This window comes from Cohnella caldifontis, from assembly GCF_029360585.1.
Lineage (GTDB): Bacteria > Bacillota > Bacilli > Paenibacillales > Paenibacillaceae > Cohnella > Cohnella caldifontis.
On sequence record NZ_JAQZSJ010000036.1, the window covers coordinates 1 to 12,288 of the forward strand.

Below are 12,288 nucleotides of genomic sequence, written 5' to 3' on the forward strand. Positions count from 1 at the left end.
ATATGCGCCGAAGCCGAATCCGCAGGCGGCATAAACGGCATCCCCCGGCTTGAAACGAGTAACGCCGCTTCCCGTTGATTCGACCAATTAGACGCCCGCCTCGTAGCCCGGAATGGCCGCCGTGGCCGACCGCAGGTATGCCTCGATCGCGTCATAATCGACGGCGAAGTAAATCGTAGTGCCAACAGGGTGCCTGACCGAAGGAGCCTCTTACACCGCACCAGTTCCGTCGGCTTTTCGTTTGCCGCTCCTCCCGCGTGGCGGCTAGATCAAATACAGAGACGATCTGCATGCCCACCGTGGCGATCTACTTCTAAGTTGGCAGGAGGGACTTACTGTAGTGAAGAATCTAGGGACGTAAAGCGTTCCGCTCCCGGGGCGGTTGCGGGATTTGCTCGAGTTTCTCAACGAAAAAGGAGACACTGCAGATGACCAAGGGAATTGACTGCTTCACTCCTCTAACCGCCAAGATAGTCGCAATGTTGGCTGCCGCGGGTTAGATTTTTGTCATGATCAGGCACCTCCTGCTACGAGTCCAGAGATTTCGGCCAGAGCCAGTTACATGACCGTGTTGTCTTGTTCGTTCACTTCCGCAAGCTCCGTGAGTGCGAGTTTGTTTTGGAGCAGTTCATCTTCGAGCTGCGTGATCCACTCCTCCGGACTCGGTTTCGGGGGCGATAAGGCTCTGCTCGTTCGACCCGAGACTGCTCGATCTACTGCCCGGCTTCAAGGTCGAACTGAAACGTCACATCGGCAACGGTGTCCGCGTCAAATGTGGAGCGGTTCAGTCTTTATTACATTTCGATTATATAATTCACGGCATCCGGCCCCCTCTAATATGATAGATTCCTAGCCCCGACCCGATCGTGTTGGATGAGTACACTTCAATTTTCAAGCTATTCGAAAAGAAAATTGAATTAGTAACAATGCAAAAGGCGCTAGCTGTGTCACCAGTATAAGGATAAGTAGCAATCTGATTATTCACTAGATTATTGAGTATTGCAGGGTTATTCGCAGGGACGCCTATTGCGTTTGTATTAGTCGTGAACAAAAACTCTGGGCTTGCCAGGCCAGTCGGTACTATTGGATTGGAGTTGTTGTGGCTAGCACCCAAGAATTTCACAACGCCATCCACAGTGATTCTAAGATGCAAAGTAAGAAGTGACCCCGTGTAACTACACGTCACGGTCGCTAGGTCAAGATACCCCGCCTTTCCGGTTACTTCAGCCAACACAAGTGGGGTATTTACCGCCGTTAATTCTATCTGTGTACCAAATACGTCGAACGGAATACACGCTGATTTATCTACCTTCACGGCGCTAATCGTGTCCGTTTTGGCCTTGATTTGCCCTGCTACGGTTTCAAGTGTATCGACATATGCGGCGATTTGGGCAAGGCGGGCAAAGACGCTTCCAGTTCCAGCGGCGTCTGCGGCCGCCCCAATGAGGTCCGTCTTAGACTTGATTTGCCCCATAACAGTTTCCAGCGTGTCCGTAAATCCTTCCACCTGGTCGACTGCCGCATAGATACGTGCAAGCTGCGCGAATACCGTGGAAGCCCCGGCCGCATCCGTATTCTTACCCATGCGGTTCAGCGTGTCGATAAGCAGCGCCAGGTTCGCTTCATCATAAGCAGACATTTTATGAAACCCCCTTCGTAACGTCCGTGATAATCCCGCTGCCATCCCTATTGATAGTACTGGTGACGGTCTTGCCACCTGCGACTTGAACCAACGAGGAGAGCGCTCCGGACGTATAGTTCAGCGTGGTCCGGCTGACCTCGGTCGCGCCGTCTTTCTGTACGATTGCCGAAAGCACGCCGCCCGTAAATTCGAAAACTGTTTTCCGCGTATCAGTTTCGAGTATGAGGGCAACTTGTTCGCGAACCGTTTGGTTGGTGCCGCCGGAAATGCCCGCAATGTCAGCGGCGTTTTTGTTGATCTCCTGCCCAATCTGGTTCATATCATCCGGCATGACGACGTCGTTCATGCCCCAATCTGTTTTGGCCATCAGGTTGTCCCCTCCTTGGCTTTAATCGTTTGAAGCATGAGCGTATCCGACGCGATCGGGACATTGACGTCGTTCGAGGTGAGCACGACATCCGCAGCGTCCTTAACCTCGATCCTCGTGATAAGCGAAATATCCGCCGCCGGTACGATGTAATTCAGCGCCAGCGTGTCATCCGTGACCTGCTTCACCTGGAAGTTCGTTATCGCGTACGATCCGTTTAGGACGACTTTCGCCACCCGGCTGTCCGTATACTCCGCGACGTCATGAAGAAAAACCGATGAAATCATGTGATCTGCACCTCCGTCCCAAGCGTTGAGAAAGCCTTCTCTCCGAGCGCCCATGAACCGAGAGCGTAATTCCATGCAATCTCCCGCATGGAAATATGCTCTTCTAGCTCTATCGTATTGTTCAGAGAAGTGTTCTGCTGGTAGATCAAGTTCGCCGGCTTGACCCTATCTACCGTGCTAATCACCTCTTTAAACACGTTCGCGTTTTCGATGTTCGTCGTTACGGTCAGGATAAAGCTCTGTACGTCAACGGAGACGACGGTCAACCCCTTGCCTACGAGCCGGTCCAACTGCTCCTGCAAATACCTGATCGTAAACGGCGGCTTGGTCGAATAACGATTCACGATCCGCTTGCGCCGAAAATCCAGCGACTCCGTCGACGGGTCCGCCTGGATCCCGAGCATCTTCTCCCGCCGCTTGATTGCATCCACGCCGGAAGTCATGACAAACTGATCGCTGAATAGCTGATCGATCGCATTTCGGGACAGCTGCATCTCAGCGTCTTCCGTCGCCGCCAGTTCCACGAAATCCTTGATCTCCTCGTAGAAGGACGGCCAGTAATCCTGGATCGGCTTACCCATTGACCGTCACCGTCCCCAGGACCGGGATCTCGTCCGCCGCCAACGTGGCGTTCGCCGCGGAACCGTTGATCGTCGTCCCCGTTACGTCGTCCACGCCCTGCACCGTGAGAATGCGCGCTTCGATCTGGGAGACGCGGACGATGAGCTGCGACTGGTTCGCCCAATCCTTCCGGAGCTCGAGCAGATACGCCTCAATGGCGGCCTCGATATCGTCTTGCACCTGACCGACCGTTATGCCTGACGCCAAAGTCACCGTCGTCGCGACGTTGATCGTCAGGTTCTGAACGCCTGCTATGGTTACTTCGTGCCCGATCGGTGCCAAACCATAACCCTCCCCGCTACGTACGGTCGGGTCGATTGCCGTCTGCACCTCTTCGATCAATTCCGTGGACGGTTCGGACCAGCCGGCCGCGATGATCGTCGCGAGCACGGTCCCGCCGCCCTGCCAGACGGGCGTGATCTTCACCGAGCCGACGCCGGCGATCTCGCCGATCGTCTTCTTGTAATCCGCGACGTTCCCGCCGAATGCCGGCTCATTCACCGCCTCATAATACCGCTCCCGCAGCGCCTCGTCCGTCTCCTCATCCTCGCCGGGCACCAACACGTCCGCCAGCTCAGCCTCGACCAAGCCATTCACGCCCGTAACGGGCAATAGCGCCCCGAACGGCTGGTTTCCTGCCGCGCCGGCCGTCTCGCATTCAAGCTTGAAGACGCCCGCAGAGACCTTCTCCGTAACCGTATACACCAGATTTCCGATCGAGAATCTGCTCCCAACCGGAACGTCCATTGGCGCGGAGCCGGATCCATAAAACAAACCTTTCCGGATCGCCTTCGTGGCCGGCTGCCGGTTGACGCCGAATTGCGCGGTGATGCGCGATAAAAAATCTCCCGTCGCCGTGTCCGCGAACGAGAGATTATCGTTAATGTCGAGCTCCGCGTACATCTGCGCCAGTTCGGCAGCCGCCGGCGCAAGCGCGTCGTAGATAACGCTGCCCTCCCGCTTGTCCACGTCATTCGGGACGCGATCCAGCATCCGATTCAAGATCGCTTCATATGTTTGCTGCTCATACACCGGTCCTCACCTCCTGCTCGAAGCTTCCGAGATCCGTAACGACCGTGAAGGCGGCCGTCAGGCTGTCCCCTTCGAAGTTAACCTGCATGTTCTGCACGGCCGTGACCCGATCGTCCTGCAGGAGTGCCTCTTGGATGAGACGGGACACCTCCGACCGAACAAACGCGGGAGAGCCGCCGACTACCGTGCCAAGTTCGTGGCCATAATCGAAGGAATAAATTTCGTAGCGGAACCGGTCCGTTTGCAGAATCTTGGATACCGCCTGTTTGACCGCATCCAGCCCATCGGTCATGCCGGCGACCCTGCCGCTCGCGAAATCCAGTTTGTAGGTGCGAGACGGCTGCCGTACCTCCTCGGTTGCCGCGTCCGCGATCGTACTCCCCGTCGGAATCATCCCTGCACCACCTTGTCCAAAATCACGTATTGCTGTCCGCCCTGCACCCGGAGCAAGACAACCTTATCCCCCGCTTGAAGCCCGGGTCGCACCGGATACTCCGTTCCCTCTACCGTCACCGCCAGCCGCTCCGTCGCCGCGGTCAGGATCAGGAACTCCGCTGTCAACGTAAACCGCTGATCCACGGTTACGGAAAGGGGCGACACCGATTTGACCGTTCCGATCCGGACGGAAACCGGGGCCCCAGCCTCGACGGCCCCCATGCTGGCCTGCTTGATCGCGCCCATCAGCTTCTCCACGCTCATATGACCTTCAGCTCCAGCGTCATGGTATGGCCGCCGCCTTCGAACCGGTGCGTGCATTCTTCGACGAGGAACGGCTGGTTGATCCCGCGCTCGCCGATGACGATCGGCACGTAGCAGCCGGCTCGTGCCCTGACATCGCCGATCGCGTCGATTCTCAGCGTCCTCGATTCCCGGTTTTTAATCGTGATTAGCGTGTTGAGCAACTCATCGATCTGCGCCGGGTTCTTGTCCTCGTCGACCGATTGCGTGAGCTGAAGCAACCCCCATTTCGCGATATTGGCGCTGTCCTGGGCGATATAAGTGTCGCGTCTCCCTGTTTTCTTGTTGTCCCGGTACAGCTTCACCCGGTTGTACGTATCGCTGTCGATCGAGCGTTCGGCGGCGTAATCATGCATGAGGCTCTGATCGCCGACGATGAAGTCGAGCAGCATGCTTTCCGAGTCACGGACCGAAAGCGAGCCGAAGTCATCAAAAAGGAAATAATTTCGTCCGCCATTGATTAGTGTCAGGGTTAACGCCTTGCAGATAATATCGATTAGCTTCTGGTTGTCCTCGACCATCGTTGGGATTCGATATCCGGTGTCGTCGATCCGGCCCAACTTGAGTTGGAAGTCGCCGGCGATCCGGCGCACGACGTCCGCGGCGGTCACATTCGAGAACACATAGGTGTTATTCGCGAGCAGGTAGCGGATTTGATCGTAGCATAGGATCTTCACGGCTTCGTCCAGACCCTCGCTGATTTTGAAAATGTACCCGTAAAAAAGATTCGCGTCATCTACTTGGAACCGGATAACGTCGCCGTTGTTGTACTGAAAATCGGATGCTTCGTAGAGTCCGTTTCGAATGACCGAAAATTCAAGGCTCCCGGGCTTCCCGATCCGGGTTGTCTTCCATGTGATATCGGAGACGATTTGTGACAGATCCCATACTTTGCCGTTCTTGTTATCGAGCATAAGCTTAATCAAACGGACCACCCCTTACGTCGGCAACTTCAACGTTTTGCCGATCGGCAGCGATTTGACCTGCGCATCCGCGATGCCGTTCAACCTCTGAATTTCCCGCCAGCGCGCGCCGTCGCCAAGTTGCGTCTTCGCCACTTTCCAGAGCGTGTCGCCGGCCCGCATGGTGTACGATTTGGGCGGTTGCCGGTCGTTCGGCCTGGCCGGAGCTGTGCGGACCAACCGCGGAGAGCCGTTCCCCGGATCCAGCGCCACGACGCGCCGAGCGGCATAGAAAACATACTTCTGCAGCGTAAGCGTGTATTCGATGTCTCCGCCGCTGCCGGCAATCTCCTTCCATTCGAACGATTCGATGGACGCCGCGACATTGAGGTCGAAAGTATCCCCGGTGAATACGAAGCGGATGGGCCGCTTGGACGCCATCCACTTCTTCAGGAGATGCACATAGGGATTGGTGTTCACATCATGTCGAGCGTCCTCGGAATACTCCGGCTTGGAAAGGAGAATCGGTGCGATCGCGAGCGGATCGACATAACCGTGATCCGTGAAATATCTTCGGGCGTTCGGGGACGGAAAAATGCTGCTGAACCGGTACGTCGTCAGCTTCGGATTTTTGATGACGTTGATTTCTCCAAGCTGCGCCACGTCGTACGTTTGCCCCTTGTTGCCATCGCTGATTTCGATGCTGCTTGGCATAACGGGAAGCGGAAACCCCTCCGCTTGGTTGTTCCAGCTCAGATGAATGCCGTAGGTCATCACCCATACACCCCCTGCGCGCCGGAGGCGATCGCCTCGTTCAGCTTGTCGCTGATGTTGGCGATGATCTCGTCGATGGAGCGGCCGTCTTGCTTGACGTGCATATCGCCGAACGTGAAAGCCGGCGTGAGCGTCACGAAGTTCTGGATGTTCTTCATCTCCGCCAGTTCGCGCATCGTTTTCAGATCCTCGCTGGAGATATCGACGGTATCGTTGATTCGGCCGACCTCGTTCACCCTGTTAATATTGGGGCCGCCTCCAGCGCCGCCCGAACCGCTCCCGTTGGAGTTCGAGCCCGGCGGATTCACGCCCGACGCCAGGCCGTTCGCGCCAGTTCCCGCGCCCGAAGCCAAGCCGCTCGCCCCGCCCAATCCTTGGAAAATATCCGATAACCCCGAAAACTTGGAAGCGAACCCCGTCCCGGCATCGTATCCTTGGCCGAACGCGGTGCCCAAGTCTTTCTCTTTCATGTGCCATTTCGAAAAATCGACGGCGTTCCGATTTGCGGTCGGCTTTAGCTTCTCTACCCAGGAATCGTCGATCTTCCCGATCATCTTGATGTCGGCGCCCGTCACGTCGTTGATCTTGCCGATCAGCCAATCGAGTCCGCTTGTCAGTCCATTGATGAGACCGAGAATACTGTCGGATACGATTTTGACGAGATCGTAAAAAAGCTGTTGGATGAAATTCACCGGATCTAGAAACACGTTGCCGAGAAACTCGGCAAACTCAAGAAACCCGTTCCATAAACCGGCCACCATGTTCCACAAGAAAGCAAACAGCGCATAAAACGTGCCCGTAATAAAGCCGATCACCTCTCCCGCGGATACGCCGAGCTTGTCCAAGAGAAGCAGAATCCCGGCGATCGCGGCAATGACGGCGAGTATCGGCCATGTCGCCATAAGCCAACTCACCAGCCAATTCGCGCCAAACGCCAAAGCCACCGCGCCGAGCGCCAGCAGAACGTTTTTCACGACATCGAGGTTGTTGATCAGGAAATTGAACACGTTCAGCGCGACGGAGCCTACCATTTGCAAGCCTGCCGTCAAGCCGTTCAACAGTTGGTCGACCGTCCCCGATTGCAGAGCGCCGCTTACCGCGTCCATAAGCGGCGAGAACGCCTGCATGGCGCGGTTGCCGGCCACCGTGAATACCTCCGCGAACGTTCTCGGCGTCTCCCGGAATTTGCCGTCGATGTCGCCAGCCGCCGCGAACAGAGCGCCTTTGATCGTTTCCGCGGCAATCGTGCCCTCTGCGCCCATGGCGAGCAGCCCTTCCACGGACGTCCCCGTGAAATCGGCAATGGCCTGCGTCAGCATCGGGGCGGTCGCCGCCAACGATTGAAGCTCCCCGCCTTGCAGCCCGCCCGATGCCATCGCTTGCGTGATCATGTCCATGCCCGCCTGCTGGTCTTGCGCCGAAGCGCCTCCGATTTTGAAGGATTTCTGCGTCAGCTCGGCGAACGAAATCAGCTCGTTGTTGTCGCCGAACGCGCCCGGCGCCTGCAAGCCCAGCTTGGTCACCGTATTCGCCATCGCCCCGAAGCCTGAGCGCGAGCGATCCGCCGCGGCGAAGATTTTGTCCCGCAGCTCGGGCGTCGTTTGCGAGCCGTCGTTCACGGAGTTCAGGCCGATATTGACGCCCGTGAACGCGTCGACGGCGGCAGCCCCGGAGCGGAGATATCCGCCCAAGGCGGTCCCCGCCGATTTGAGCTTGGAGAACATGCCGCTCCAGTCCCGACCGCCCTTCTTCGCTTCCTCGTTGAACTTCTGCTGCATCACGACGTTCTGTTCGATCATCTGGTTCGTCTGATTCAGCGTATTGTTGACTTGCTGGTAGTGGTTGTTCACGACCTGGGTGACATGTACGATTTGTTGCGTGTTCGAAATGATTTTCTGCTGCTGGTTGATCTGCATGAGCAAATTGCGGCCGGCCATGATATTGAGCGAATCCGCTACGGTTGCCAAGCCCTCACCTCCTTGTTTCGGGAAAATAAAAAACACCCCGAAGGGTGTTGTTGGGCGCCGGCTGGACCGGCCTTTAAACGTTCGATACCGTATTCGCGCTGGAAGCTTCTTTCTTGGCCGCGCTCACCATGAGCAGGATGCCGGTAATGATATGCAGGATCATTCCGACGATCGGAATCCATCCGATCAGGGAGGTCACGATCCCGAGGACCGAGCCGTATTTGGCCTCTTTATTTTTGGCCGAGAGGATCAAAGTGATCACATGCAGAACAAACATGACGAACAGCGGCGTGTAGTAGGTGCCGATAATGATTAAACCGCCAAGCACGGGAATGCCGAGGAAAATCTCGAATGCTCCGGTAACCCATTTCAGAACTCTGGAACTGGACATGGGATTCCTCCTAATTTTACTATATTCTAGTTAGAATATAGCAAAGGTCCCATATCTTTTCTACCATTATTTTCTCGTTTTCGCCCGATTTCGACGTTCATGCTCGATACGGATGTCGATCATCGCGTAAATCGCCGCTTGCTCGCGCATGCTCATCCCCGCTAGCTCATGCGGCAAAATATGCAGTTCATGGAGGGCGTAGTAAGCGTAGTTCCACGCCCCGTCGCCCTCCTGGATCAGTTTTTTACCTCTTCGACCAGTTCGTTGATGTCGCGGTCAAAGCCGTTCATCGTCTCGACTTTGCGGACGAGCGCCGCGTACTCGCCGGCCAGCAGCATTTTCTTGAGCAGGTCTTCGGCGCCGATCACCCCGTACGATTTTTGCAGCTCGGCGTTTTTCAGATCCGGGTACACGACGCTGGCGGCGGCTACTTTCGCCAGATACACTTCCGGCTTCGTCTCCGGAATCCGCTGGCCGCCTTTGCCCCGCACCATCTGCGTCGCCGCTTTGCGGATTTCCTCGTTCTCCGATTCGGAGATCGTCCGCAGCTTCCAAGGGATCGGCTGGCCGTTCGGATCCCGGAACCGCTCGGAAACGACGAATTCCTCCGTCTGCTCCAGCACCGCGTTTTGCGAGAAAAAAGCGCTGAATTCGCTCATCGTTCGTTCCCTCCGTTATGGCTTATGCGCCGCTAAGCGCGTTGAAAGAATCGAGCAGCTGGTAATCGCTGAACGTGAAAGGCATTTCCTCTTCCAGCAAATCGTCGCTCGCCGCGTCGAATTTGGCCGCGATCACTTCGTCCAGGTTGCAGTTCATGAGCAGCTTCGTTTCCTTGCCGGCGCTTGACTGCGGATCCTCGTTGACGATCTGGAGATCGAAATAGAAGTCCGTTCCGCTATGGATATATTCCAGCATCAACTGCCGGAACAGCGAAGTCACGTAATAAATCGTGAGCGTGCCCGTGCCTTCCCATCCCGCCGACCGCTTGCCGACGTTCGTCTTGCCGAGAACGGGAACGTCCGTCTTCTTTTTCGTGATTTTGGCCTCGAGCGACTTGGCGTAAAACAGCTCCTCCGTGCGTCCGTCGATTTTCACGAATGCTTTGGCCTGCTTGCCGCTGATCGCGTCCTGTTCGTTCATGAACATGCCGGTTATCCTCCTTAGCCCACGGTGACCGTGACGTAAATTTTTTCGATGGCGTCCACCGGTTGTACGGCCGTCTCGATCACGACCGCTTCTGGCCCGGTGCCGGCCAGCACCGCGATATCCGTCTGGGCGTTGAAATTCTGCACGGCGCCTAACGCCTGCAGCGATTGCAGGTAACGGATGCACTCGCCCTTCAGCAGGTTGCGGCCGTCGTCGTTATTGGATACCTTGCCCAGATAGAAGTTGGAGAAAATGCGCAGAAAATCGTTGCTGATCCCGTCCAGCACGCGGATGACGCGGTTTTTGGCGAAAGCCCCGTTCTTGAGCGGCGTGAAGCCGGTCAGCGTGTTGATGTCCTGCTCTACGAGCGCCCGTCCGTTATTCGCCGTAAACACGAACTCGCCGGCCTGCAAAGCCGCGGCGATCTGGCTGTTCGTGTATCGCGGCGAGACATCCACGGCGCCGTCGTACGCGGCGTAGGTGAGCGATTGATTGACCTGCGCGGCCGCGGTCGCACCGGCCACCCAAGCGGTCGCCTGCGCGGCGGTCAGCGCCGTCCCGTCATCGAGGATCACCCCGTTCTTCACGGAAATGACGCCCTCGTAGTCCGCGGACGGGTCATTTTCCAGCACGACCTGGATCTTCTTCCCTTCATCGTCGCGCAGCCGTTTGCAGAAAGAAACGAAGACGCCCTTCATCGTGGGATCGGATGTCGGCAACGCGATCGTGTTGCAATCTTGGGTTTCGACCGCGGCCAAGTAATCCAGGTAATCCTGGTTCGATGCCGCGCCGTCGCTGCCTCCGGACAACGGAGCTCCCGCGGTCGCGTCCAGCGCGCCGGTGCCGCTGAAGACGACCCAATCGTTCGCGGCCAAATCCGCGATAGCGGAGACAGTCTGAACGTCGACCTCGTCTCCGTTCAGCAACGTTTTCACGTCGAACCGGTTCTCGTCGTCCACGTTCGCCGCGATGACGATCGAGAGGTTGTTCCCGCGGACGCCTCCCCATTTGGCCGTGGCCGTCAGGTTGCCCGTCGTCACGGCCGCCTTCGTGCCGGTATTGACGCGGTAAAGCAACAGCTTCCGGGCGCGTTTCAGCGCTTCCCGCACGAGCAGCAGAGAAGGATCGGTAATCGGATAACCGAGCTTGTCCATCGTGTCCTCTCCGGCTTCGATCATGGTCATGACTTTGGGCTCGCCCCACGACAAGACGAGCGGCAGCGAGACGACGCCGCGCTCGCCGAGCGTGCCGACCGCCTTCGGCGCGCTCTCGAAATTCACGTAAACCCCGGGACGCACCTTATTTTGAATCGTAAAGTTTCCGCCTGCCATTGGCTACTTCGCCTCCAGTTTCGAATATTGGTCCAGCAACTGTCCCGCCTCGGCGACCGTGTACGTTTCGCCGTCCGGGAGCAGCGCTTGCAGAACGTCTTTCTCCAGCGGAGCGAACCGCTTGGAGGCCAGCAGTTGCCGTTTCCCGTACTTGACCTTTTCCGCTTGTGCCGCGGAAGTTCTTTTCCTCACGATTTGATCGCTCCTTCCCGTTTCAGCGTCCCCATGGCCGGATCGTCCGGAGCCGGCCGGTAGACGAGAAACCGGTAATCGACGTAAAAATGGAGGACCCGGTCCGCGATCTCGTGCCGCATCCCGATCCCCTTGCCTCCCTCGCCATCCGTACCGATCGTTTCCAGGACGCCGTACAACCGTTCCGCCGTCTCCTGCATCGCCCGATTGCTCCCGTCGGCGGCAACGAATTGTACGTCGAACGAATGAACCCGGCGGTACCGACGGTTCAGCTCTTGCGTCTGAGAGGCGCTGAGCAGTTTGACGAAGAAGCATGGACCTGTTAATCCTCCCTCGGGGATCTCCACATACACGTCCACGTCCGGAAACTGCGCATGCAACGCCGCGACGACGAGATCCTGAACCCCGTTCAGCGTGATGTCTCCCATTCCTTCACCTCGCCCGCCGACGAATGGATAACGCCGCCCCGCTACGCTTCATGGCGACCGATAGCCCGTCACCTTTTCGAATGCATGCCCGCACGCTCCTTTTGCTTGGGATTGTACCGATGGAGGTCGGAAATCGACTTCCTATCTATAGGGGGCATTCGTATGACAAGCGGAAGATGGATGGCTTATTAGAATAAAAAAACAACGAAACACACCCCAAGCGAATCGAGTGTTTCGTTGTTTATTGCTGATTGTTCGAGGACGATGGGTGAAGGCATCCTATCAACCATGCCGAACGCTTAGTACCACGTTGCCTTTTTTATGACCTTGCTCCACATAACGGTGAGCTTCCGCCGCTTGCTCCAGCGGATAACGGCGGTCGATGACCGCACGCAGCGCGCCGGCATCAATCAGTTCCTTCAAATACGTCAAGTCTTCCGCGCTTTCCTTCATGGATTCGCCGACCACCT

Annotated in this window: 17 protein-coding genes; all 17 read right to left on the reverse strand. The window is 56.9% G+C overall.

Going from position 1 to position 12,288, the window contains the following annotated elements:
- Positions 1-814 precede the first annotated feature (814 nt).
- On the reverse strand, positions 815-1,639 hold the full coding sequence (locus PTZ19_RS24940) for a hypothetical protein (protein ID WP_276358394.1): 825 nt from the start codon (positions 1,637-1,639) through the stop codon (positions 815-817).
- Between the two features lies 1 nt (position 1,640).
- Positions 1,641-2,009 carry a hypothetical protein gene (locus PTZ19_RS24945; RefSeq protein WP_276358395.1) on the reverse strand — a complete coding sequence of 123 codons (369 nt, stop codon included), beginning with the start codon at positions 2,007-2,009 and terminating at the stop codon, positions 1,641-1,643.
- Positions 2,009-2,296: a ketopantoate hydroxymethyltransferase gene (locus PTZ19_RS24950; RefSeq protein WP_276358396.1), complete on the reverse strand. Its 288-nt coding sequence runs from the start codon at positions 2,294-2,296 to the stop codon at positions 2,009-2,011. The genes PTZ19_RS24945 and PTZ19_RS24950 overlap by 1 nt, the downstream gene beginning before the upstream one ends.
- Positions 2,293-2,877, reverse strand: coding sequence for a putative phage tail protein (locus PTZ19_RS24955; RefSeq protein WP_276358397.1), 585 nt, complete (start codon positions 2,875-2,877; stop codon positions 2,293-2,295). Before PTZ19_RS24955 ends, PTZ19_RS24950 begins: the two co-directional genes overlap by 4 nt.
- Complete coding sequence (locus tag PTZ19_RS24960) at positions 2,870-3,949, reverse strand: baseplate J/gp47 family protein (RefSeq protein WP_276358398.1); 1,080 nt, start codon at positions 3,947-3,949, stop codon at positions 2,870-2,872. Before PTZ19_RS24960 ends, PTZ19_RS24955 begins: the two co-directional genes overlap by 8 nt.
- Positions 3,942-4,343, reverse strand: coding sequence for a DUF2634 domain-containing protein (locus PTZ19_RS24965; protein WP_276358399.1), 402 nt, complete (start codon positions 4,341-4,343; stop codon positions 3,942-3,944). The genes PTZ19_RS24960 and PTZ19_RS24965 overlap by 8 nt, the downstream gene beginning before the upstream one ends.
- Complete coding sequence (locus tag PTZ19_RS24970) at positions 4,340-4,648, reverse strand: DUF2577 domain-containing protein (RefSeq protein WP_276358401.1); 309 nt, start codon at positions 4,646-4,648, stop codon at positions 4,340-4,342. The genes PTZ19_RS24965 and PTZ19_RS24970 overlap by 4 nt, the downstream gene beginning before the upstream one ends.
- Positions 4,645-5,613, reverse strand: coding sequence for an XkdQ/YqbQ family protein (locus tag PTZ19_RS24975; protein WP_276358403.1), 969 nt, complete (start codon positions 5,611-5,613; stop codon positions 4,645-4,647). The genes PTZ19_RS24970 and PTZ19_RS24975 overlap by 4 nt, the downstream gene beginning before the upstream one ends.
- Positions 5,614-5,625: 12 nt before the next feature.
- On the reverse strand, positions 5,626-6,363 hold the full coding sequence (locus tag PTZ19_RS24980) for a LysM peptidoglycan-binding domain-containing protein (protein ID WP_276358419.1): 738 nt from the start codon (positions 6,361-6,363) through the stop codon (positions 5,626-5,628).
- Positions 6,363-8,330, reverse strand: coding sequence for a tape measure protein (locus PTZ19_RS24985; RefSeq protein ID WP_276358405.1), 1,968 nt, complete (start codon positions 8,328-8,330; stop codon positions 6,363-6,365). Before PTZ19_RS24985 ends, PTZ19_RS24980 begins: the two co-directional genes overlap by 1 nt.
- 73 nt (positions 8,331-8,403) lie before the next feature.
- Positions 8,404-8,721: a hypothetical protein gene (locus tag PTZ19_RS24990; protein ID WP_276358407.1), complete on the reverse strand. Its 318-nt coding sequence runs from the start codon at positions 8,719-8,721 to the stop codon at positions 8,404-8,406.
- Positions 8,722-8,957: 236 nt separating this feature from the next.
- Positions 8,958-9,380: a phage tail assembly chaperone gene (locus PTZ19_RS24995; protein WP_276358408.1), complete on the reverse strand. Its 423-nt coding sequence runs from the start codon at positions 9,378-9,380 to the stop codon at positions 8,958-8,960.
- Positions 9,381-9,402: 22 nt separating this feature from the next.
- Positions 9,403-9,867: a phage tail tube protein gene (locus PTZ19_RS25000; RefSeq protein ID WP_276358410.1), complete on the reverse strand. Its 465-nt coding sequence runs from the start codon at positions 9,865-9,867 to the stop codon at positions 9,403-9,405.
- A 14-nt stretch (positions 9,868-9,881) separates the two neighbouring features.
- Positions 9,882-11,198 carry a phage tail sheath family protein gene (locus PTZ19_RS25005; protein WP_276358412.1) on the reverse strand — a complete coding sequence of 439 codons (1,317 nt, stop codon included), beginning with the start codon at positions 11,196-11,198 and terminating at the stop codon, positions 9,882-9,884.
- 3 nt (positions 11,199-11,201) lie between these two features.
- Positions 11,202-11,390 carry a hypothetical protein gene (locus PTZ19_RS25010; protein ID WP_276358413.1) on the reverse strand — a complete coding sequence of 63 codons (189 nt, stop codon included), beginning with the start codon at positions 11,388-11,390 and terminating at the stop codon, positions 11,202-11,204.
- The gene (locus PTZ19_RS25015; protein ID WP_276358415.1) at positions 11,387-11,818 is read right to left on the reverse strand and encodes a phage tail terminator family protein; all 432 of its coding nucleotides are present in this window, start codon (positions 11,816-11,818) and stop codon (positions 11,387-11,389) included. The genes PTZ19_RS25010 and PTZ19_RS25015 overlap by 4 nt, the downstream gene beginning before the upstream one ends.
- 282 nt (positions 11,819-12,100) lie before the next feature.
- Positions 12,101-12,288 (reverse strand): zinc-binding dehydrogenase (locus PTZ19_RS25020; RefSeq protein WP_276358417.1); only part of this gene is annotated, 188 nt, incomplete at its 5' end.